19 protein-coding genes are annotated in these 22,099 nt (G+C 70.4%); 10 read left to right on the top strand and 9 right to left on the bottom strand.

All coding sequences use genetic code 11. The features are described 5' to 3' along the window. Positions 1 to 7 precede the first annotated feature (7 nt). On the bottom strand, positions 8 to 1,498 hold the full coding sequence (locus ACIHFD_RS47835; RefSeq protein WP_397372561.1) for an ABC transporter substrate-binding protein: 1,491 nt from the start codon (positions 1,496 to 1,498) through the stop codon (positions 8 to 10). A gap of 256 nt (positions 1,499 to 1,754) precedes the next feature. Here ACIHFD_RS47835 and ACIHFD_RS47830 point away from each other — a divergent pair, with 256 nt between their 5' ends. The 3 genes from ACIHFD_RS47830 (at position 1,755) to ACIHFD_RS47820 (ending at position 5,621) form a co-directional block, all read left to right on the top strand. Further along, entirely contained in the window at positions 1,755 to 3,260 is a 1,506-nt protein-coding gene (locus tag ACIHFD_RS47830) for a sulfatase-like hydrolase/transferase (RefSeq protein WP_397372560.1), read from the top strand. Between the two features lie 40 nt (positions 3,261 to 3,300). Beyond that, complete coding sequence (locus ACIHFD_RS47825) at positions 3,301 to 4,338, top strand: LacI family DNA-binding transcriptional regulator (protein ID WP_397372559.1); 1,038 nt, start codon at positions 3,301 to 3,303, stop codon at positions 4,336 to 4,338. A gap of 107 nt (positions 4,339 to 4,445) precedes the next feature. After that, positions 4,446 to 5,621, top strand: a complete 1,176-nt coding sequence (locus tag ACIHFD_RS47820) for a hypothetical protein (protein ID WP_397372558.1) — start codon at positions 4,446 to 4,448, stop codon at positions 5,619 to 5,621. Positions 5,622 to 5,680: 59 nt separating this feature from the next. Here the strand turns inward: ACIHFD_RS47820 and ACIHFD_RS47815 are convergent, their stop codons facing one another. After that, positions 5,681 to 7,123: a sulfatase gene (locus ACIHFD_RS47815; protein WP_397372557.1), complete on the bottom strand. Its 1,443-nt coding sequence runs from the start codon at positions 7,121 to 7,123 to the stop codon at positions 5,681 to 5,683. 199 nt (positions 7,124 to 7,322) lie between these two features. On the opposite strand from ACIHFD_RS47815, the gene ACIHFD_RS47810 reads away from it, so the two are divergent. Beyond that, positions 7,323 to 8,333: a LacI family DNA-binding transcriptional regulator gene (locus tag ACIHFD_RS47810; RefSeq protein WP_397372556.1), complete on the top strand. Its 1,011-nt coding sequence runs from the start codon at positions 7,323 to 7,325 to the stop codon at positions 8,331 to 8,333. Here the strand turns inward: ACIHFD_RS47810 and ACIHFD_RS47805 are convergent. Both ACIHFD_RS47805 and ACIHFD_RS47800 read right to left on the bottom strand, forming a co-directional pair. Further along, positions 8,330 to 9,790: a sulfatase-like hydrolase/transferase gene (locus ACIHFD_RS47805; RefSeq protein WP_397372555.1), complete on the bottom strand. Its 1,461-nt coding sequence runs from the start codon at positions 9,788 to 9,790 to the stop codon at positions 8,330 to 8,332. The genes ACIHFD_RS47810 and ACIHFD_RS47805 overlap by 4 nt on opposite strands. Positions 9,791 to 9,806: 16 nt before the next feature. Then, entirely contained in the window at positions 9,807 to 11,276 is a 1,470-nt protein-coding gene (locus ACIHFD_RS47800; protein ID WP_397372554.1) for an ABC transporter substrate-binding protein, read from the bottom strand. 145 nt (positions 11,277 to 11,421) lie between these two features. Here ACIHFD_RS47800 and ACIHFD_RS47795 point away from each other — a divergent pair, with 145 nt between their 5' ends. From ACIHFD_RS47795 to ACIHFD_RS47780, 4 genes are read left to right on the top strand one after another with little or no spacing between them, the layout of a single operon-like run. Then, the gene (locus ACIHFD_RS47795) at positions 11,422 to 12,474 is read left to right on the top strand and encodes a LacI family DNA-binding transcriptional regulator (protein WP_397372553.1); all 1,053 of its coding nucleotides are present in this window, start codon (positions 11,422 to 11,424) and stop codon (positions 12,472 to 12,474) included. Further along, on the top strand, positions 12,471 to 13,397 hold the full coding sequence (locus ACIHFD_RS47790) for a sugar ABC transporter permease (RefSeq protein ID WP_363971762.1): 927 nt from the start codon (positions 12,471 to 12,473) through the stop codon (positions 13,395 to 13,397). The genes ACIHFD_RS47795 and ACIHFD_RS47790 overlap by 4 nt, the downstream gene beginning before the upstream one ends. Next, a complete protein-coding gene (locus tag ACIHFD_RS47785) occupies positions 13,394 to 14,272 on the top strand; it encodes a carbohydrate ABC transporter permease (protein ID WP_397372552.1) in 879 nt (292 codons plus the stop codon). The genes ACIHFD_RS47790 and ACIHFD_RS47785 overlap by 4 nt, the downstream gene beginning before the upstream one ends. A gap of 22 nt (positions 14,273 to 14,294) precedes the next feature. Continuing rightward, on the top strand, positions 14,295 to 16,118 hold the full coding sequence (locus ACIHFD_RS47780) for a glycoside hydrolase family 2 protein (protein ID WP_397372551.1): 1,824 nt from the start codon (positions 14,295 to 14,297) through the stop codon (positions 16,116 to 16,118). 659 nt (positions 16,119 to 16,777) lie between these two features. Here the strand turns inward: ACIHFD_RS47780 and ACIHFD_RS47775 are convergent. The 5 genes from ACIHFD_RS47775 to ACIHFD_RS47755 all read right to left on the bottom strand — a co-directional run bounded on the left by ACIHFD_RS47775 (position 16,778) and on the right by ACIHFD_RS47755 (position 20,543). After that, positions 16,778 to 17,860, bottom strand: coding sequence for a glycoside hydrolase family 43 protein (locus tag ACIHFD_RS47775; protein WP_397372550.1), 1,083 nt, complete (start codon positions 17,858 to 17,860; stop codon positions 16,778 to 16,780). A 320-nt stretch (positions 17,861 to 18,180) separates the two neighbouring features. Continuing rightward, positions 18,181 to 18,831 (bottom strand): response regulator, encoded by a 651-nt coding sequence (locus tag ACIHFD_RS47770; RefSeq protein WP_397372549.1) that lies wholly within the window; start codon positions 18,829 to 18,831, stop codon positions 18,181 to 18,183. Further along, positions 18,831 to 20,027, bottom strand: a complete 1,197-nt coding sequence (locus ACIHFD_RS47765) for a sensor histidine kinase (RefSeq protein WP_397372548.1) — start codon at positions 20,025 to 20,027, stop codon at positions 18,831 to 18,833. Before ACIHFD_RS47765 ends, ACIHFD_RS47770 begins: the two co-directional genes overlap by 1 nt. Before the next feature lie 98 nt (positions 20,028 to 20,125). Then, on the bottom strand, positions 20,126 to 20,338 hold the full coding sequence (locus ACIHFD_RS47760; RefSeq protein ID WP_397372547.1) for a hypothetical protein: 213 nt from the start codon (positions 20,336 to 20,338) through the stop codon (positions 20,126 to 20,128). Positions 20,339 to 20,366: 28 nt separating this feature from the next. After that, positions 20,367 to 20,543, bottom strand: a complete 177-nt coding sequence (locus tag ACIHFD_RS47755) for a hypothetical protein (RefSeq protein WP_397372546.1) — start codon at positions 20,541 to 20,543, stop codon at positions 20,367 to 20,369. A gap of 319 nt (positions 20,544 to 20,862) precedes the next feature. Between ACIHFD_RS47755 and ACIHFD_RS47750 the strand changes: the two genes are divergently transcribed. Both ACIHFD_RS47750 and ACIHFD_RS47745 read left to right on the top strand, forming a co-directional pair. Beyond that, positions 20,863 to 21,189 (top strand): hypothetical protein, encoded by a 327-nt coding sequence (locus ACIHFD_RS47750; protein WP_397372545.1) that lies wholly within the window; start codon positions 20,863 to 20,865, stop codon positions 21,187 to 21,189. 566 nt (positions 21,190 to 21,755) lie between these two features. Continuing rightward, positions 21,756 to 22,099 (top strand): protein kinase (locus ACIHFD_RS47745; RefSeq protein WP_397372544.1); only part of this gene is annotated, 344 nt, incomplete at its 3' end.

The raw sequence follows: 22,099 nt of genomic DNA, 5'->3' as shown, positions 1-22,099 counted from the left end.
CCGCCCCTCAGCGGCCGGCGTAGTCCTGCTGCTCGTAGTCCTTCTTGCGGTCCCAGTTGGCGAAGACCCAGGCGTCGAGGCCGACCTCGACCCCCTTCTCCTCCTTGACCGCCTTGATGGCACGCTCGCGCTCGGTGCTGAGCTGGTCCTTGTAGCGCCGGAGCTGGCCGCCCACGTCGGAGCTGGCGCCGGTCAGCACCGACTGGACGATGTCGCCGAGGTCGGGATGGATGTCGCGCATCTCGGCGAGCACCTGCCACACGCCCGGCGTGCCGACCTCGGGCACCGGTCCGATGCGCACGTCGTCCTGGAAGTTGGCGACGCACTGCCGGTAGGCGGGGTGCACCTGCGCCTCCGCCACCACCTCGGCCAGTGCGGGCGGCTGGTCCATGGCGGCGGCCAGCTTGAGCTGGAACTCCTTGGTGGTCATCTGCAGCAGCACCTCGGCCGCGGTCTGGGCCTTCTTCGACTGTTTCGACACCCAGAACGTGCCGGGCGCCGGAGGGCTGTAGACGAAGTTCCTGGTGGTCTCGGGGCACGGGATGTGCCACACGCCGACCCCGCGCTCGACCGCCTCGGGCTCGTCCACGCGCAGGCCGCCGACGAACCACGCGCCCCACGGGTAGATGGCCGCCTGCCCGGCGGCCCAGCGGGCGCGGGCGTCGCGGGGGCCCATCGACGCGGACGCCGGGTGGACGACCTTGTCCTTCTGCAGCGAGACGAGGAACTCGACGGCGTCGATGTACGGCTGGGAGTCGTGGACGTACTCGCCCGTCTTCCAGTCGATGGCGCCGGGCCCGGGGGCGCCCGCGGTCATCGCGAGCCGGTGCACCAGCGCCGCCAGGTACGCGGGGTCCTTGAGCGGGATCACCATCCCGTACGCGCCGGCGGCGTTCCCCTTGGTCACGCGGCGGGCGACGTCGCGCAGGTCGTCCCAGGTGGCCGGCTCGTCCTCGGGGTCCACCTTGGCCTCCTTGAGCAGCGCCGTGTTGAACCACGGCACCGCCTCGTGATTCCGGCCGGAGAACGGCGCGAAGGAGTAGATCTCGCCGTTGAAGCGGTGGATGCCGTCGTAGAGCTGGCCGGCGACCGGGCTGCCGGCGAAGTCGGCGAGCTTGCCGACCGGCTGGAACCAGCCCTCGCTGACCAGGGCGGCCGGGGAGACGGCGCCCAGCCCCGCCAGCGAGTGCACGTCCGGCATCTGGTTGCTGCGCCGCGCCACCTGCAGCGCCTGGCCGAGGTCGGGCGCGTCCATCTGGCGCCGTTCGATCGTGACGCCCGCGTGGCTCTTCTCGTAGGGGCTGAAGAGGTCGCTCTCCAGCATCTTGGTCAGCGGCCTGAACTGGTCCCACCACTGCAGCGCGTTACCGGCGGCCTGGCTCTGGCGGCTCGTCTGCCCGCCGCCGGTGCACGCGGTCAGCGCCGCCGCCAGGACGGCGGCGCTCGTGCCGCCGAGGAACTGGCGGCGGCTGACGTCACGGCGCCCGGCGCCTGACACATCGGGCAGGGTTCCAAGGATTCGGCGATGCGACCCCATGGCGACTCCTCTTCGTCGTCGAGTCGGTCACGATCCCGCCCAGCCCTGAACCTTCAGGGACCCCCGTGAAGCGGTTCCATGTTTGCGCTAACCTATGACCGCCGCCTATCAGCGTCAAGGTCATGACGGTGAGGTTTCTTTGAGCTGCAGCTCAGGCGCCATGATCCCCGCCGCTGACGGTGAATCCGATGTTTGCGGAAACAAGCATGGAGGCCCGATGAGCCAACCCACGAACGTGCTCTTCCTGATGACCGACCAGCACCGCGTCGACACCCTCGGCTGCTACGGCAACCCCCACGTGTCCACACCTCACCTGGACGCCCTCGCCGCCTCGGGCACCCGCTTCGACGCCTGCTTCACCCCGTCGGCCATCTGCACCCCCGCCAGGGCCAGCCTGCTGACCGGCGTGCTGCCGTTCCGGCACCGGCTGCTGGCCAACTACGAGCGCAACGTGGGGTACTCGGAGGAGTTGTCGGACGAGTTCACGCCCTTCTCCCGCCGCCTGCGCGAGCACGGCTACAACGTCGGCATCGAGGGAAAGTGGCACGTCGGGCGGCGGCGCGGCCCCGGTGAGTTCGGCTTCGACGGCGCCCACTACCCGGGCTGGCACAACCCGGTGGGGCACCCCGACTACCTGGCCTGGCTGGAGCGCCACGGCCTGCCGGGACCCGAGATCAGCGAGGAGGTGCGCGGGGTCTTCCCCAACGGAGAGCCCGGCAACCTGCTCGCGGGCGTCCTGCACCAGCCGGGGGAGGCCACGTTCGAGCGCTTCCTCGCCGACCGCACGATCGACCGGCTCGAACGCTACGCCGAGGACTTCCACCGCGACGGCCGCCCCTTCTACATGGCCGTGCACTTCTACGGGCCGCACCTTCCCTACCTGCTGCCGCGCGAGTACCTGGAGATGTACTCGCCCGACCTGGTCGAGCTGCCCGAGTCGATCAAGGAGACGTTCGAGAACAAGCCGCCCGTCCAGCGGCGCTACAGCGAGCACTGGACGCACGACACGCTCGGCGAGGAGACCGCGCGCCGGCTCGTGGCCGCGTACTGGGGGTATGTGACGCTCATCGACGAGCAGGTCGGCCGCCTGACCGAGGCCCTGGAGCGGCTCGGCCTGACCGGCAGCACGGCGGTGGCCTTCACCGCCGACCACGGCGAGTTCACCGGCGCCCACCGCCTGCACGACAAGGGCCCGGCCATGTACGACGACATCTACCGCATCCCCGGCCTGCTGCGCGTCCCCGGCTCGCCGGGCGGCGCGTCGACCGGGGCCTTCGTCAGCCTGGTCGACTTCACCGCGACGATACTCGACCTGGCGGGGGCCGGCCCCGAGCCGGGCGCCGACGGCCGCAGCCTGGTGCCGTTCGCGCTGGGGGAGGAGCCCGCCGGCTGGCGCGAGGACATCACCGCGGAGTTCCACGGCCACCACTTCCCCTATCCGCAGCGCATGTTGCGCACGCGCCGGTTCAAGCTGGTGGTCAACCCGGAGAGCGTCAACGAGCTCTACGACCTGGAAGAAGATCCGTCCGAGCTGACCAACCGCTACGGCGACCCGGCGCTCGGCGAGGTCCGGTCGGCGCTGATCGGCCGTCTCTACCAGCGGCTTCGGGCCTCCGGCGACAATTTCCACCACTGGATGACGTCGATGTACGCTGTCGGCGGCAAGGACTACGACACGTCCTTGAGCGACTTCGAAGGAACCAATCACCAGGGCCTGGCCTGACCTTGTTCAGCGCTGCTACGAGGAAGGGAGAGCACCCCGCGTGGCTCGGCAACCAGGAACGGGGGCGTCCGGCGGCCCGTCGATGGCGGACGTCGCCAAGATCGCCGGTGTGTCAGGACAGACCGTGTCGCGGGTCGTCAACGGCAACGACCGGGTGACCGCCGCCACGCGGCTCAAGGTCGAGACGGCCATGAGACAGCTCGGCTACCGCGCCAACATCGCCGCGCGGGCGCTGGCCACCGGCCGGTTCGGCACGATCGGCGTCGTCATGTTCAACCTCAGCGCCGTGCTCAACGTCCGCATCCTCGAGGCCGTCGTGACCGGCGCCCAGGCCCGCGGCTACTCGGTGAGCGTCGCGATGGTCAACGGCCCGACCGAGAAGGACATCCGTGCCGCCGTCCGCGGCCTCACCGACCGCGCGGTGGACGGCGTGATCGTGATAGAGGCCCGGGTGCTCGACACCCCGCACCTGCAGCTTCCCGAGGAGGTGCCGGTGGTGATCGCCGACAGCAGGGCGGCGCACCGGCACCCCACCTTCGGCATGGACGAGGCCGCCGGCGTCCGCGCCGCCGTGGATCACCTGCTCGGGCTCGGCCACGCCACCGTCCACCACGTGGCCGGGCCGACCGGCTCGAACCCGGCGCAGCGGCGCCGGGCCGCGTGGCAGCGGCTGCTGAAGCGGTCGGGCCGCGCAGTCCCGCCGCCCGTCGTCGGCGACTGGTCGCCGCAGTCGGGGTACGACGCCGGCCGCCGCCTGCTGGCCGACGACGACGTGACCGCCGTCTTCGCCGCCAACGACCAGATGGCCGTGGGCGTCCTGCAAGCGGCGGCCGAGCTGGGCCGCAAGGTGCCGGACGACCTGAGTGTGGTCGGCTTCGACGACCTCGACTTCGCGCCGTTCCTCATCCCGCCGCTGACGACCGTCCGCCAGGACCTCGCCACGGTGGGCCGCCGCTGCCTCGAGCACCTGATCATGCAGATCGAGGCCCCGGAGAAGGCCGAGGCGTCCGCTCCCGCCAGCAGGTTCGTCCGGCCGGAGCTGGTGGTGCGGGCCTCCACCGCGCCGCCGCGCCGCTGACCTCACCGCCACCGCCCAGGCCGTTGACAGGCCGCCCAGGTTAGCGCAAACATGAATGTGCTGAGCTGAACAACGCATCGGCCTTCCCTTCCGAGAAAGCAGGTCACATGCTGCGCCGACTGTCGATCATCGCCTTAACCGCGGTTCTCGCCGTCTCGCCCGTCACCCACGCCGCCGCGGCGGAAGGAGCAGAATCCGTGCCCGACGCCAAGCCGCTCGCCCGCGCGTACGGCGCTCTGGGCGCCAACTTCAACCAGAACCTCGACGCCCTCGACTACCGGGAACTTCGCGAGGCCCGCGCCCGGTGGGTCCGCGGGTTCTTCCCGATGCCCGCCGCCGACAAGGGCGACCCCGCCGAGCACTTCGCGATCAGCACCATCACCAAGGCGGCGGCGCGCGGCTACGACACCGTCTTCAGCCTGAAGTTCCCCTACGACGCGACGTCCTTCCCCGCGCCGGGCAGCCCCAGGATGGCCGCGGAGCTGGCCCGGCTGGACAAGGTGCTGCCCACGGTGATGGGCAAGGTGGACATCCTCACGATCGGCAACGAGCCCTTCATCGAGAGCCTGCCCGCCGAGCGTGACCAGCGGCTCAACGAGTTCTACGAGACCGTCGCCCGGCACGTGATCGACTACCGGCGTGAGCGGTGCGGCGCCGACTGCGGCACCGCGCTCTACATGGGCGCGCTGAACCGGCTCGACCTGCCGGACCGCCGCACGCCGGCGGCCGAGCGCTGGATGACCTTCGTGCGCCAGACGCCGGAGATCGAGGGCGTGGACATCCACCCGCACATCCCCGCGCCGGAGAACGCGAAGCCGTTCCTGGACTACATCCTGCCGAGGATGCGCCCCGACCAGACGTTCCTGGTCACCGAGTTCTCTCTCGTCTGGTACTGGCAGCAGCACCTGAAGGACCCGGTCGCGGCCGCGTTCGCCCAGAAGTACGGCTTCCCCTCCGGCACGCTGGTATGGCAGGTCATCAAGGCCGCCATCGACAAGCCGTTCAGCGAGCGGAAGTGGGATGACTTCCTGGCCGGCAGCCCGTGGTTCACCAGCCAGGCGGGCTTCCTGCGCGACCAGATGAAGCTGTACCGGGGCACCGGGCGGCTGGCGGTCGCCACGTACGCCTTCAAGCAGGACGACCTGATGGTCGAGAACTTCGGCCCCGGTAAGGCCCCGTGGCTGCTCAACAGCGTGTACGCCCCCTACACCGTGCAGCCCCGCGGCGCCCTGTCGGGGCGCGGCTACTGGCTCGACGACTTCCGCGCGCTGCAGCGGCACTGACCAGGCCGCACCGGCCGCCGCTGACCGCGGCGGCCGGGCTCGCCGGCGCGCTCGTGGGATCACCAGTGCGCCGCCCGCGGCCGGCTACGATCTTCGGTGGCGACCAGGACGTCGAGCAGCAGCTCCTGCAACTCGGCCCGGACCGCCGCATGAGCCGGGTCGTCCCACAGGTTGTCCAGCTCCATCGTGTCGGTCTCCAGGTCGTACAGCTCGCCGGAGCGCGCTCGGGTCGTGGACGGCGCGCCATGGTAGACGACGACCTTCCAGCGGTCGTGCCTGAGCATCGTGGTGTGCACGGGCTCCTCGTACGGGTGGCCGCTGTTGCGGTACTCGCACAGCGCCCAGTCCCTTGCCGGCGCGTCCTGCTCGCCGCGGGCCGCCGGCAGGAGGTTCAGCCCCTGCCCGCGGGGGAGTGGCGGTGCGCCCGCGGCCGCGAGGAACGTCGTCGCCAGGTCGATCCACTGGGCCAGCCCGGCCCGCCGCTCGCCTGCGGGCAGCCCGGCGGGCCAGCGCATGACGAGCGGCACGCGGACGGCGCACTCGTACATCATCGGCCCCTTCAGCATGAGCTGGTGATCACCGAGCATCTCGCCGTGGTCGCTGGTGAAGACGACCAGCGTGTCCTCGGCCAGGCCCGCCTCGTCGAGGGCGGCGAGAATCCGGCCGACCTCGTCGTCGACGAGACTCACCATCGCGTAGTAGTTGACCCTGACCTCGTGGAGCTCGGATTCCGTGTACTCCGTGTAGCCGCGTGCGTGGCCGGCGTAGGAGCGGTGCGAGGCCTCGGTCTGCACGGGCGGCTTGCCGGCGAGCTCCTGGTCCCGGGTGACCGGACGCCGCAGAGCCTTTCCGCGGTAACGATCGACGTACTCCTTCGGCGCGCCGAACCCGTGGTGCGGGTCGAAGAAGTTGGCCACGAAGAAGAACGGCTTGTCCGCGTCGCGCGAGCGCCGCAGGTAGTCGATGGTCTCGTCGCCGATCCACCGGCTGTAGTGGAACTCCGTGGGAAGCGTGTCGAAGCCGGTCCCGGAGTCGGCCCGGGCGGCGGCCTCGTACAGGTCCGGCCGTACGGCCCGCAGCCACCGGTGGTAGGCGTTCTCGGACGAGCCGACGTAAGGGTCGTGTGCCCACCGGAACACGCGGAAGCCGTCGTCCAGCCGCGGCTCGAGACGGCCGCCGAAACACGCCCCGCCGACGTGGAACTTCCCGGCCAGGCCGCAGTCGTAGCCGTGGTCGGCCAGGGTGCGTGAGAACAGGTGCTCGTGCGCGGGCAGCCCGACGCCGTTCGCCCAGGCGCCGTGCGCGTGAACGTAGCGGCCCGACATCAGGCTGGCGCGGGAGGGGCCGCAGACCGGGCTCTGTACGTAGCAGTTCTCGAAGAGCACGCCCTGGGCCGCCAGCCGGTCGAGGTTGGGAGTGTCGATCTCGTCGTTGCCGTAGGCGCCCATCGCGTCGAAGCGCTGCTGGTCGGTGCAGATGAGCAGGATGTTCGGTCGGTTCATTGCTCTCATTCGAGGTAGGGGCGCGTCAGGACTTCACGGCACCGAGCCGGAACTGAGGGTCCAGATCCCAAGGCGAACGTTCGCCTATGCTGTGCCACCCCAAGCGACTCCGTCAACCCCTGCAAGCGACGGCGTTGAAGACCTGGCAGAATTCGGCGGTAAAGTCAGTGCGAACGTTCGCCTACCGGAGGTAACCGCCGTGGCCAGTGTCTCGCTCAGGGACGTCGCCGCGCGCGCCAACGTGAGCTTCCAGACGGTGAGCAAAGTGCTCAACGGCAAGGGCACCGTCACGCCGGCCACCCGGCGGCGCATCATCGAGGCGGCCGAAGAGATCGGCTACATCCCCAACGCGCTGGCCCGCAGCCTGCAGTCACGCAGCTCCCTGACCCTCGGAGTGATCACCGTCGACTTCAGCAACACGACGCCGGCGCAGTTCCTCGTCGGCATAGAGCGCGAAGCACGGCGGCACGGCCTCAGCGTGATCCTCAGCAGCCTCGAGCCGGACGGCTCGGACTGCGTGCGTTATCTGCGCGTGCTGATGGAGCGCCGGGTCGACGGGATCATCATGAACGCCCCGGCGACCGAGGAGGACGAGGAGGTCGGGCGATTGCTGCGTGCCGGGCCTCCCTCCGTCAGCCTGCACGACATCGCCGGCGGCGGCGTCCCGACCGTCGGCCCCGAGTCCGAGAGCACCGCGGCGCTCCCGATCCGCCACCTGCTCGCGCTCGGCCATCGACGGATAGCCATGGTGACCGGCTTCCAGCAGCGTCACAGCGCGCAGCGGCGCACCGCCGTCTACCGGCGGGTGCTGACCGAACACGGCCTCCCCTACGATCCCCTCCTCGTCGAGGACGGCGCATGGGAGGTCGAGGGCGGGTACGCCGCCACCCACCGGTTGCTCGACCGGGCCTCCGGCATCACCGCGATCTACGTGCAGAACGACCTCATGGCGGTCGGCGTGCTCAACGCGCTGCACGAGCGAGGGCTCCGAGTCCCTGATGACTGCTCGGTCGTCGGCTGTGACGACCATCCGGTCGCCGCCCGGACCATTCCGCCGCTGACGACCGTCCACATGCCGTTCTTCGACGCCGGAGCGGCCGCCGTCCGCCTCCTCCTCGATCGCATCGCGTCCGGAGGCACCTCACCGGAGGATGTCGTGCTCCCCGTGTCCATGGTCTACCGCGCTTCCACCGGCTCCGCGCCGGCCTAGTGCCAGTTGTGTGACGCGCGTTTGAGGGTGTAGACCGCCTCCGGCAGGTCGTCCCGGACGCGGATCATCCAGCGGGCGAGATCGGTGGTGAGGGCGGCGCGGATCTCGGCGAGCGCGGGATCGTCGTACCGGTTGTCCAGCTCCGCGGGGTCGGCGTCCAGGTCGTAGAGCTCGCCGGCGCCGCGCTCGTCCAGGAGCAGCTTCCACTGCTCGCGCCGGAGCATCACCGTCGTGCCGGACTGGGTGACGGTGTTGAGCTCGTCGAAGGTCCGGCCCTCGTACGGGAAGTGCAACGGCGGGCGCTCGTCGACGTCGTAGGACAGCCCGCCGAACCCGCGTTCGCCGTATCCGCTGGCGAACTCCTCGGCCGGATACGGAGCCCCGGTGAGCAGGGGCCACAGGCTACGGCCCTGGACGCCCGGCGGGATCTCGACGTCGATCGCGTCGCAGATCGTCGGGAACAGATCGGCGAGCGAGACGAAGTCGGTGCGGTTGTCCATGGCCCGCACGCCCGGCCCGGCGACGGCGAACGGGATGCGCATCAGGCACTCGGGCATGCCCGCACCCTTGCGCTGCAGCCCGTAGTCTCCGACGTAGTCGCCGTGGTCGGCGACGAAGAGCACCAGCGTGTCCGCGTCCCGCCCACGTTCGCGCAGGTGCGCGAAGAACCGCTGGAGCTGGTCGTCGATCAGCCGGAGCATGCCGCAGTAGTTGGCGCGGTAGCGCCGCCACTCGGCGTCGTACCCGGGCCGCTTCTCCTCGATCAAATCTCGCAGCCAGGTGTAGGTGCCGCCCTTGCGCGCGGCGCCCTCGGGCCCGGCCAGCCGGTCGGGCACCTGGTCCGGCCCGAAGAGGCTGAAGTACGGCTCCGGGACCTGGTACGGATTGTGCGGTTCCGGGAACGACAGCCAGGCGAAGAACGGCCGGTCGCCGGGCGTCCGATCGATGGCGCTGATCGCGTCGGAGACGATCCGGTGCGGGAACTGGCACTCCAGCGGGAACGGTGTCGGCTCGTGGCTGACCGAGTGGTCGAGCGCGCCGAGCCACTGCTCGAACCGCGCCTGGTCGGCGGTCGCCGCGCCGGCCGGGCCGCGGTTGTGCCAGTACGGTGCGGCGAAGGTGTCGAAGTCGCCGGGCTTGCGGTGGAAGTGCGTCTTGCCTGCCAGGTGCAGCGCGTAGCCGGCGTCGCGGAGCACGTCCACCAGGTCGGAGCCGCGCAGCACGTGCTGCGCCGCGCTGTTCTGCCGGACCCGGTGCGCGGACGGGTAGCGTCCGGTGAGCAGGCTGACCCGGGCGGGCACGCACAGCGGGGACGTGGTGTGCGCCCGCTGGAACCGCGTGCCGCCGCTCATCAGCCCGTCGAGGAAGGGCATGGTGTCCAGGGGGAAGCCGCTCGCGGCGGTCCAGCCGGCACGCTGCTGGTCGGTCATGATCAGCACGATGTTCGGTCGGTTCACGGGATGATCCCCCTCGCTAGCGCTCGGCGTACATGGGCTTGAGGTAGTCCGCCCGCGGCTTCCAGTTGGGGAAGGCGTAGTCGTCCAGGCCGACCTTCGCGCCCTTGCCCCTGGCCGCCGCGATCGCCGCGTCCCGTTCCTTGGCGCTGTCGCTGGACAGCTTGGTCAGCGCCGCGCGGACGTCGGTGACGTCGCCGCTGAACGCGCCCTGGACGATGTCCCCGAGGGTGGGGGTGACCGGCTTGGACTCGATCTGCACCCGCTGGACGTCCTTGTTCCCGGCGACCGGAGTGGGGGCGAGGTAGACGCTCTCCTTGAACCAGGAGATCAGCTTCTTGTAGGCGGGGTGCGCCTGGGACTGTTCGACGACGGCGATGTCGCGGGGTGGCTGCGACATGGTCTCGGCGACCCGGCGCGAGTAGTCCTCCGTGGTGAAGTGGTCGCCGAGCAGCTTGTTCGCCGCCGCGGCGTGTTTGCTTCCGGGCGACAGCCAGTATTCGCCGGGCTGCGGCACATGGTACGTGGCCACGGTGTCGCCCGCGTCGGGCACCAGGATCGGTCCCACGCCGAGCTTGTCCGCGAAGTCGGGCGTGCTCTGCAGCGCCACGCCGGGGCACCACGGGCCGTCGAAGTAGTACGCCGCCACCCCGGCGGTCCACCGGGCGCGCGCCACGTCGTCGGTCCAGGAGTTCGCCCCCGGCACCAGCAGCTTGTCCCGGCTCAGCGATACCAGGAACTCGATCACGTCGAGGTATTCGTCGGCGTGGAAGGCGTACTCGCCGGTGGCGTACCGCAGGCCGAGGCCGCCCTCGAACCCGGCCGCCTGTGCCAGGTCGTGGACCTGCTCGCCCAGCCGCTGCGGCATGCCGACGTTCCACACCCAGCCGTACGACTGGCCGCCGCTCTTGCTCTGCACCGTCCGGGCCGCGGCCCGGAACTCGTCGTAGGTCTTGGGCGGGGCCTGCGGGTCCAGCCCGGCGCGCGTGACCAGCTCCGTGTTGAACCACGACGCCGCGACGTAGACCTGGTGGCTGAAGACGGGGAAGGCGTAGATCTTGCCGTCGAAGACGTGCAGGCCCTCGATGAGCGAGTCCTTGACCCGGGCCGTCGCCTCGTCGCCGAGGTCCAGCGGCTGAGCCCACCCGGCGGCGATGAGCGCCGCGGGCGGCACGTTGTTGAGGCCGGCGTTGGAGTGGATGTCCGGCAGCTGGTTGCTCTGCTTGGCCAGTTGCAGCGCCTGGCCCATCTTCGCGGGGTTGTAGTACGTGTACTGGACGGGGACGCCGCCGGCGCTCTTGGCGAACGTGGCGAAGATGTCCGCCTTCGCCTTCTGCAGCTGGTTCTGGTGATCCCACCAGGTCAGCGACCCGCCCGCGGCACCGCCGCCACCGCCACCGCCTCCGCCGCCACCGCACGCGCCGGTCGCCGCCACGGCGGCCAGGGTGCCTGCTGCGGAGAGGAATCCCCGCCGAGTCATCGCGGTCATCGGTCCTGCCTCCCACCGGCGGCTGTGAACGTCGCGTAAAAATGTTGCCGCGCGGCAAATTCATTCTTGCCACGCGGCATGCCGCGCGGCAAGACTCTTGTATGAACTCAATGTCATCGGCTTCCCCTGGAGGATGTGAACGACCGTGGTGACACAACGTGACGTTGCGCGGCTGGCCGGAGTCTCCGTGCGGACCGTCTCCAACGTCGTGAACAACTTCGCCTACGTGTCGGAGGAGACCCGCGCCCAGGTCCAGCGCGCCCTGGACGAACTCGACTACCGGCCCAATGTCGCGGCGCGCAGCCTGAACCGGGGGCGGTCGAACCTGCTGGCCCTCGTGCTGCCGCTGGACGTGCCGTACTTCACCGAACTGGCCGCCCACGTGGTGGATCGGGCCGAGGAGCGCGGGTACACGGTGCTCATCGACCGCACCGAGGGGGTGGCCGAACGGGAGCGGCAGATCGTCATGCGGCGGGACCGGTCGGCCCTCTTCGACGGGTTCATCTTCAGCCCGCTCGGCCTGACCGAGGACGAGCTGCGTCGCTGGGCCGGCAACTGCCCGACGGTGATGCTGGGCGAGATGCGGGTGGAGGGCATGGACCACGTCGCCATCGACGACACCGCCGCGGCCCGCAGCGCCACGGCGCACCTGATCTCGCTGGGCCGCACCCGGATCGCCGCCATCGGCGTGCCCCACCTGCCGCGCTCGGAGACCGCCGCGGCGCGGAGGCAGACCTCGGCGCACCGGTCCGACGGGTACGAGCAGGCGCTGGCCGAGGCGGGGCTGCCGCTCCGGCCCGAGCTCACCGTACGGGTGCGGCGCTACCAGCGCGAAGACGGCCGGCGCGCGATGGACCAGCTGCTCGATCTGGCGGAGCCGCCGGACGCGGTGTTCTGCTACAACGACCTGCTGGCCATCGGGGCGGTGCGGGCGGTGGTGTCCCGGGGACTGCGGGTGCCCGAGGACGTCGCCGTCGTCGGGTTCGACGGTATCGAGGAGGGCCGGTTCGCCAATCCGGCGCTCACCACCATCGCGCCCGACAAGAAGCGGATCGCCGAGCTCGCCGTGACCCGCCTGCTGGAGCGCGTCGAGGGAGACCAGGGCCCGCCCGTCCATCTGGAGGCGCCCTGGCGGCTGGTGGTCGACCAGAGCACCATCGGCGGCACCGGGCAGAGCGCTCCGGAGACGCGCGGATGACGGTCGCACTCCCCGCCGCGCCGGGAACGCGACCGCGCGGCACCGCGTACGTCTGGCTGTTCCTGGCCCCGACCGTGCTGCTGTACGGCGCCTTCACCGTCTACCCGATCATCGGCAGCTACGCGTACTCGCTCACCGACTGGAACGGGTTCGACACGGGCCGGACGTTCATCGGCGTGGCCAACTACCGCGAGGTCCTCGCGGACCCGATGTTCTGGAGCTCGTTCCGGCTGACGCTGACGTTCATGGTCTGCGCGGTGCCGCTCCAGGTGCTGGTCACCCTGCTGGTCGCGATCCTGCTCAACTCGCCCCGCATGCCGCTGCGCAAGCTGTTCCGCACCGCGCTGTTCCTGCCGGTGGTCACCACCACGGCGATCGTCGGCGTCGTCATGCAGTTCGTCTTCGACCCGGCCAGCGGCCCGGTGAACCTCGCGTTACGCGAGGCCGGCCTGGTGACGGACGGCATCGACTTCCTCGGCCAGTCGTCGACGGCGCTGGGCACGACGATCGCCGTGTACGTGTGGAAGTGGTTCGGGATCACCCTGGTCTACTGGCTGGCCGCGTTGCAGACGGTGCCGAACGAGGTGTACGAGGCGGCACGCCTCGACGGCGCCGGCGCGCCCGCCATCCTGCGGCACATCACCCTGCCCCTGCTCAAGCCCTTCCTGGTCATCATCACGCTGCTGTCGATCGAGGCGTCGTTGCAGGTCTTCGACCTCGTCCTGACCATGACCGGCGGCGGCCCGTTCTACTCGACCGAGGTGATCGAGGTCTACATCTACCGGTGGGCCTTCGCCGCCACCATCCCCCGGCTCGGGTACGCCTCCGCGGCCGCCGTCCTGTTCGGCCTGTTCGTCTGCCTCGTCGGCATCCTGCAACTGCTCGCGGTTCGCGCCGCCCGGCGGACCAGGAGGGCGGCATGAGCACAGTCGCGCAGACGCGCCCCCGCCCGCGACGGACCTGGAGCGCGACGCTGCGCCGGCTGCCCTGGTGGCTGGCCGCCGCCGCGCTCGCCATCGGCTGCCTGCTGTGGATCTACCCGTTCCTGTGGATGGTCTCCGCGTCGCTGAAGACGTCGGCGGAGGTGTTCACCCAAGGGCTCGGCCTGCTGCCCGACAACCCGGCATGGGAGAACTACGAGCGCGCGTGGAGCAGCGCGCAGTTCGGGAAGTACCTGCTCAACACCGTGATCGTTACGGTGAGCACGGTCGTGGTGGTGCTCGTCCGGTGCGCCATGGCCGGCTACGTCCTGGCTCGCCACGACTTCCGCGGGCGCCGGATCGTCATGGGCGTCCTGGTCGCCACGCTGTTCGTCCCGGCCGGATACACCATCATCCCGCTGGTCGAGCTCTCCCAGCAGCTCGGCCTGCTGAACTCGCTGACGGGCATGATCGTGGCGATGTCGGGGGCCGCGAACGTGTCGGCGATCCTGCTCTACGCCGGATACTTCCGCGGCATCCCCAAGGAACTGTCCGAAAGCGCGCTCATCGACGGCGCCGGGTTCCTGACCGTCTTCTTCCGCATCATGCTGCCGCTGGCCAAGCCGGTGACGGCCACGGTCACCGTGCTCACCTTCCTGAACACCTGGAACGCGTTCTTCCTGCCGCTGGTCTTCACGTTCTCCCGGCCCGACCTGCGCACCGTCAGCGTCGGCATGCTGGCGTTCGTCGGCGAGAACACCACCGACTGGTCCGGCATGGCCGCCGCGGCGACGATCTCGCTGCTGCCCGTCGTCGCGCTGTTCATCGTCCTGCAGCGGTACTTCGTCGAGGGCATCGCCGGTGCCGTCAAATCCTGAATCCCCGGAGAAAGCGAGTCTTGTGAACACCGTCATTCCCCGTCCCGAGTACCCGCGTCCGCAGTTCGTCCGCCCCGCATGGCGGTGCCTCAACGGAACCTGGCAGTTCGAGAGGGACCCCGGCGACTCCGGGTTGGACCGGGGCCTGCTCGACCGGGATCTGACCGGCGAGATCGTCGTGCCGTTCTGCCCGGAGGCGTCGCTGTCCGGCATCGGCGATCCGGACTTCCATCCGGCCGTCTGGTACCGCCGTACCGTCCGGGTGCCGCAGGACTGGGCCGGGCAGCGGGTGCTGCTGCACTTCCAGGCGGTGGACCACGACACCACGGTGTGGGTGGACGGCGTCGAGGCCTGCCGGCACCGGGGCGGGTTCACCCCGTTCACCTGCGATCTGACCGCGGCGGCCGATCCGGCGTACACGTACACCGTGGTCGTGCGCGCCCGCGACGCCCGCTCCGGCCCGCAGGCGCGCGGCAAGCAGAGCACCGACTACGAGGGGCGCGGCGCGCACTACGGGCGCACCACCGGCATCTGGCAGACGGTGTGGTGCGAGCCCGTGCCCGGCACGCACCTCGGCCGGCCGCGGATCACGCCGAACGTCGCGGCCTCCGCGTTCCGCGTCACCGTGCCGGTGTCGGGCGACCGCCCCGGGCACGCCGTCAGGGTGACCGTGTCGGACCAGGCCGGCGACCTCGCGCAGGCGCAGGCTCGCGCCGACCTCGACCTGGCCGCCGAAGTCTGGCTGCCGCTGCCGGAGGACCGGGTACGGCTGTGGTCCCCCGAGGACCCGCACCTGTACGACCTGCGCATCGACCTGCTCGACGGCGACGGCGCCGTGGTCGACACCGCCACCAGCTACGCCGGGCTCCGCTCGGTCGCCATCGACGGGCACGCCGTCCTGCTCAACGGCGAGGTGCGCTACCAGCGGCTCGTGCTCGACCAGGGCTACTACCCCGACGGCCTGATGACCGCGCCCACGGACGAGGCCCTGCGCCGCGACATCGAGCTGGCCGTGGCCGCGGGGTTCAACGGCGCGCGGCTGCACCAGAAGGTGTTCGAGGAGCGGTATCTGTACCACGCCGACCGGGCGGGTTTCCTGGTCTGGGGCGAGTTCGGGGACTGGGGGGCCAACGTCGGCGGGCCGCCCGGCGACAACCAGCAGCCGACCGCGTCGTTCGTGACCCAGTGGCTGGAGGCGGTCGAGCGCGACTACTCCCACCCGAGCATCGTCGGCTGGTGCCCGCTCAACGAGACCTGGCAGCGGCTGCACGACCGGATCACCGTGCTCGACGACGTCACCCGGGGCATGTACCTGGCCACGAAGGCGGCCGACCCCACGCGCCCGGTGATCGACGCGTCCGGCTACGCGCACCGGGTCCCCGGCGCCGACGTCTACGACTCGCACTGCTACGAGCAGGATCCCGAGGTGTTCGGCAAGCTGATGGCGGGCCTGGCCGACGGGACGCCGTACGTCAACGCCGATCCCGACGGCACGGCGTGGTCGGTGCCGTACCAGGGGCAGCCGTACTTCTGCAGCGAGTTCGGCGGCATCTGGTGGAATCCGGACGTGCGTCCCGATGAGAGCTCCTGGGGATACGGCGAGCGCCCCGCCGGCGAGGAGGAGCTCCAGCAGCGGTTCGCCGGCCTGGTCGGGGTCCTGCTGAACGACCCTCGGATGTTCGGCTACTGCTACACGCAGCTCACCGACGTCTTCCAGGAACAGAACGGGATCTATCGCTTCGACCGCTCCAGCAAGCTGGACGTCTCGCGGATCCGCGCGGCACAGCTACGTCCGGCCGCCATCGAGCACGCGCGATCTGAGGCCGAGGGATGTCAACCATCCTGAGGAAGCGGCGGGCGTTCGCCGTCAGGCTGGTCACCGTCTTGACGCTGCTGTCCCCGGCCGCCCCCGCCGTCGCTTCCGCCGATCCCGCGCCTGCGGCGGCAGGCCCCGTGCAAGGCAGGACGATCGAGGTACGAGGCCGGGTGGTGGACGCCCGTGACGGCATGCCGATCGCAGGGGCCGGCGTGCACGCCTCGAGGTCCGGGATCTACGCGACCGACCCAGGGCCGCGTCGACTTCACCCAGCCCGGTGCGCTGAACGGCTGGCACCACGCCGCGGGCCTGCGCGGCAACGCCGGAACCCAGGCGATCAGCCGCCTCGAAGGCCGCAGCGCCTCCGGCTGAGGAGGGGACCGGTGATCCTGATCGTGATCGGGCCGCTCCTGTCGCGGTCCGGTGCGGCGACTCGCAGCTCCACAACACCGGCACGGCCGGGGAGGTCCCGGCGCGCTCGGCGATGCGCACCAGATGCACGGATGGCTGTCACCCCGGTGGTGCGCCGAGCCCTGCATGCCGTCGAGCGCGCTTTCGCGGACGGCGCCGTCGGGGTGATTCAGGCAGTCGCCCGTACGGGAGGCGCCGTTCCACACCGACATCGGCTCGGATGTGACGAACCAGTCAAGGCGCTCACCAAGGACGGCGGATCGGGCGTCGTACGTGCGTCATTCGAAGAACTTGAGGCTGTACCCGACGTTGGTGTTGGCGCCGGGCACGTTCGCCCGCCGGTAGGTGGTATTGCTCCACCACACAGCCGTGCCGGTGTACCAGTACCGATTGGACCACGAGTACGGCGTGCCCTTGGCAACCGCGTGGTACATGGTCGGGAACCGGTTGCCGGACGGCGGGCTGGTGGCGATGTCCCCGCGCTCCAGCACGAACGTGTGGTGGCCCGGGCCGTCCACGTGCAGCGTCGGGGTCCAGCCCGCCATCATGTACTCCGCGTACGAGCCGAACAGGCAACCGTTGCTCTTGTACCAGTCCCACACGTTCGTCGGGTCACCACCGGAGCGCAGCCGCAGATCGGCGAGGCAGTACTTGCTGCTCCAACTGCCGTTCGCGGAGTACACGATGTGCAACTGCCCGTTCGGGTCGAGGATCGGCTCGGGGCCCTCGTTGATGAACGGGTTGCCGACGACCCGCTCCCACGGCTCCCGCGGCTGGGAGATGATGTACCGGCCGCCGGTGGTCGTGGTCGGGCTGCTCATCCGGGCGAGGTAGAGGTTCTGCTCGACGTTGGTGTCGCCCGCCCAGCCGGACCACACGAACCAGCGCTGGCCGTTGAAGGTGAACGGCACGCCGTCGATGGCCCACTTGTCGCCGGGCAGGGCGACCTTCGTCGCGGCGGAATAACCGGAGTCGGCGCTGGCGGAGCTGATGTGGTACATCCGGTGGGCGGCGCCGCGGCCCGCTGCGAAGTAGATGTGGTAGCGGCCGTCGTGGTGCACGATCTCGGGAGCCCACACCTCACCGAGGTTGCCGGTGTCCATCCACACCTGGCGCGGGGACGCGACGGCGATGCCCTCGAGAGTGGTCGCTGTCCGTACGGCGACGCCGCCGTTCACCGACTTGGCCGCGACGTAGAGATTGCCGACCTTGATGACGCTGGGGTCGGCGCCACCCAGCGTGGTGCGGCCGAGAGGCACGAGCTGATCGGCGGTGCCGGCGTTGGCGGGGGAGGCGGGGATGCCGCCGACGGCGGTCAGGGCGAGGGCGATGACCACGAGTCGAAGAGCATGTCTTTTCATAAGGCTCTTTCTACCTGCGAGCCGTCCGGAATTTAAAGTAAAGTTTATTAATAGATTAGCCGCTCATCCGAGCGGCTCGCCGACAAGGCACGCACGGTGTCGGTGTCGGAGAACGGGTCTGTCCGGAAGCGCACCTGCCGAAAATTACATCCATACAGGTCACGCGGTATGTGAGTACTCGTGGCGGACCCCGCCGAGCCGGTCTCGTCGGCGTATGTCCTTGTCTCGATCGCTCATGGGCAGCAGTCGCAGCGCGGCGAAGGAGCATGGCCGAGCCAGCACATCCGTCATCCCAGACGCACCGCCTGCTGAGGCGCCGGTCAGGGGGCGGCCGGCTTGACCAGGCCGCAGTCGTAGGACAGCACCACCGCCTGCGCGCGGCTGTTCAGGCCCAGCTTGCTCATCAGCCGGTTGAGATGGGTCTTGATGGTGCCCTCGCTCACCGACAGCCGGTCGGCGATCTCCTTGTTCGACAGCGCCTGCCCCACCAGGCACAGCACCTCCGTCTCGCGGGCGGTCAGGCCGTCGAGGGAGGGCGGGGGCGTGGGCGGGACGATGAATGCCTCGATCAGGCGCTTGGTAATGCCCGGCGCCAGCAGCACGTCACCCGCGGCGACGGCGCCGATGGCCGAGATGATGCGCTCGGGGGAGGTGTCCTTGAGCAGGAAGCCGCTGGCCCCCAGGCGTAAGGCGTTGTAGACGTACTCGTCCAGGTCGAAGGTGGTCAGGATGAGGACCTTGGGCGGGAGGCCGGCGGCGGAGGCCAGGATGCGCTCCATGGCGGTGATGCCGTCCAGTCGCGGCATGCTGATGTCCATGAGGATCACCTCGGGCCGGAGCTCGGCGGCCAGGCGCACGGCCTCCTCGCCGTCGACGGCCTCGCCCACCACCTCCAGCCCGGCGGCCCGCAGCAGCGCCGCCAGGCCGGCCCGGATGAGCACCTGATCGTCCACCACCAGGACCTTGGTCATCAGATCCGTTCGTCCTCTTCGGAGGGGGAGAGCGGGAAGGCCGCCAGAACCTCGTAGCCGCCCTGCGGGCGACCGCCTGCGGTGATCGTTCCCTGGTAGAGCCTGACACGTTCGGTCATGCCGATCAACCCGTGCCCGCCACGGCCTGGTCCCGGGGCGGGGCCCGCGCCGTCGTCGGTGACGCGGAGGGTCAGCTTGTCGGGGGCGTAGGTCAGGTTGATGTCCGCCCGGTCGGCCCCTGCGTGCTTGAGCACGTTGGTCAGCGACTCCTGGACGATGCGGTAGGCGCACAGGTCGAGGCCCGGCGGCAGTGTTCTGGCCGGGCCCTCGACGGTCAACCGGACGTTCAGCCCGGCCGCGCGCATGCGTTCCACGAGGGTCTCCAGGTCGCTCAGGCGGGACATCGTGGAGTAGCGCCCTTCGTCCTGCTCGTGGGCCTCGACGCGCAGGATCGACAGCAGGCGCCGCATCTCGGTGAGCGCCTCGTGGCTGGTGTCGGCGATGACGCCCAGCGTGGCGTGCGCGGTGGCGGGATCGGACAGCGCCACGTAACGGCCTAACCCGGACTGTACGGATATGACCGACATGTGGTGTGCGACGACGTCGTGCAGCTCGCGGGCGATGCGCACCCGCTCGCGGGTCACCGCCCGGCGGGCGGCCGCGTCCCGTTCCGCGGCCAACTGCTCGGCCAGCGCCACCAGTTGCTTGCCGCGCGCGCTCAGCAGGCGCACGATCGTCCCCGTGGTGAAGGCCCACCCGCCCACGATGAGCGACTGGCCCAGCGCCGACCACAGCGCCACGCCGGGTTGGTTGACCGAGGCATGCGTCCACTCGGCCACCACCAGTACCGCCCCGCCCGCGCCGGCCTGCCAGGAACCGTGCGCCGCCACGGAGTACAGCGCCAGCAGCGGGCCGATGCTGTTGAGCCCCGGGTGGTGGCCCAGCAGGTGGTAGAGCAGCGCAGCCGACGTCGAGACGACCAGGACCGTGAACGGCGCCCGCCTGCGCAGCGCGAGGGGCGCGTTCACCAGCGCGGTCAGCGCCAGCGACTGCGCATCGGCCGGGCGCCCCTTGCCCAGCTCCAGCACCTCCCACAACGAGGTGCCGACGCCCAGCGCGACCGCCAGGGCGACGTCGAGCAACCGCGGGTCCAGAGCGGAAAGCCGACGGGCGGACGACGCGAGCCTGCCGGACAAACCCTCACCCCCGCACCAGCGTCATGGTCCGCCTCCAGGAAGGGAACGGCGCTTCTACGATGCCCGGCCGCGGCGGCCGCCGCAACAGACGCGTGCCGTCACGGGCAAGCGCAGGCAGCGCCCGTTGCGAGGGCGGGTCGCGGGCCGGCGCCGGGCGGGTAGTGAACGAACGCCGGCGCGTCCTGCCCGGCCGCCGACGACGTCGGGACCACGTAGATCCGAGTCTGGTTGTCGGCGTTGCGGAACGGGAACGCCCAGTCGGGGCCGTTGACGCTGGGGAAGGCGAACGCGGTGGGATCGGTCGCGCTCATGCCGGGGTCGAACGTCTTGCGTTCCCAGTCACACCACGTGCCGGAGCCCTGCGCCGCAGGTCAACGCGCCGCTCGCGATCGCGGCCATCGCGGGCAGGCCGGGGTTGCCCGGTTGGTCGTTGTCGAGCGCTCCGCTGAAGGCGGCGGCGGCGGTGAACCTGCCGGGGAAGCGGGCGGCGTATCCGATGGCTTCCCCGCCGACCATCGTTCCGTCCCGTTCTCCATCGCACTGCACCTGGTGCCCGGCGCGGTCATCGTCGCCGTGTACGCGTTCATCGCCGCCCCCTGGTCCGGGCGATCGACTTCCCGATCTTCCTGGCCTGGGCCATCGCCCTCGCGGTTGTGCTCCTCCCGCTCCAGCTGTTCCTGCTGTGGCTGGGCAAGAAGCAGACCGGCCGCTCACGCTGGGTCATATGCGGGTCCCGTGCCGGGGTCCGGAGGGGCCTGAACGAATCCTCAACATGGACTCAACACAGCCGCACCTACCTTCCTCTCATCAGCCACAACACGAGAGGAAGACGACGATGAGCATCAAGCTTCGTAAGTCGCTCACCGCCCTGGCCATCGGTGGCGCGGCCTCCATCGCCATGCTGACGGCCGCCCCGACCGGTGCCGTCGCCGACACCGCCAAGGCGCAGGGCAACACCCCCGCCTGCGTCGCCATCTGGCAGAAGAGCGGCTGGGTCAACAAGACCGGCTACGCCCGCAACGACTGCGGCGTCCGGATGCGTTACCGCATCGACTGGTCGTACGGGGCGGACGGCCGCTGCTTCACCGTCGACCCCGGCGAGACCATCTCCAGCACCGTGCCCAAGGCGCCGCGCAGGTTCAACGGCGCCAGCTACTGCTAGCCGTTGCGGCGGTACTCTGACCGCCCGCCTCGAAAGCGAGCGCGATCGGGCCGCCAGGGTGTCATGCAGAGGTGTGCTTGATCGCTGTGATGCGGAACGGGATCGGGCGGCAGCGGGTTCGCGTACGCGCGATGCATCTGTCCACGGACGCCTCGAGGAAATCGCGGAGCGCTGCCTGACGGGCGGCGGCCGGGACCGGCAGGAGAGCCGCACGCCCAGGCCGGCCGATCCGCCAGGCAGCGCCCCGCGCCCGCGAGCCGAGCCCGTTCAACCCACGCGACTGCTGGAGATCCACCCGGCTCCGCCGCAAGTGATCGTCCTGTTTCGCGGTCGGATCAATCGGCCGCAAACGATCATGACGAAGTCGAAGAGCAAGGTACGCGGTAAGCGCTCCAAAAGGCCCTCCGTTCGGGGCCGTGCGACCAGCCCCAAAGGTCGCCCCCGGTCACCGGCTCGCGCCGAACTTCCCGGCCCGTTGACCGCGACGATCCCTATTTTGCGGCTCGCTGTAGCTTCGGGAGCTCCAGGCCGGTCCGGGAAGGCCCCGATCGAGCAGAATGGCGGACTTGATGGTTCCTCTCACTTCTTCCGACCCGCACCGCCTGGGACGGTACTGGCTGGTCGGCCGTCTCGGCGCGGGCGGCCAGGGCGTCGTCTATGAGGCGTACGGCGAGCGGGGCGAGCGGGTCGCGATCAAGGTGCCCAGGTCCGAGGGCGCGCAGGCGCGGGCCAGGCTGGCCAAGGAGGCGTCGGCGGCCCAGCGGGTGGCCTCGTTCTGCACTGCCAAGGTGATCGAGGCGCAGGTCGAGGTGGCGCCGCTGTACATCGTCAGCGAGTACGTCGCCGGCCTCAGCCTGCGGCAGGTCGTGGCCGAGTCGGGCCCCTACGAGGGCGACCGGCTGCGCCGCCT

The sequence above is a fragment of the Nonomuraea sp. NPDC051941 genome, assembly GCF_044593615.1.
Note: the sequence above shows the minus strand (reverse complement) of the source record. Positions and strands in the feature narration are given on the sequence as shown.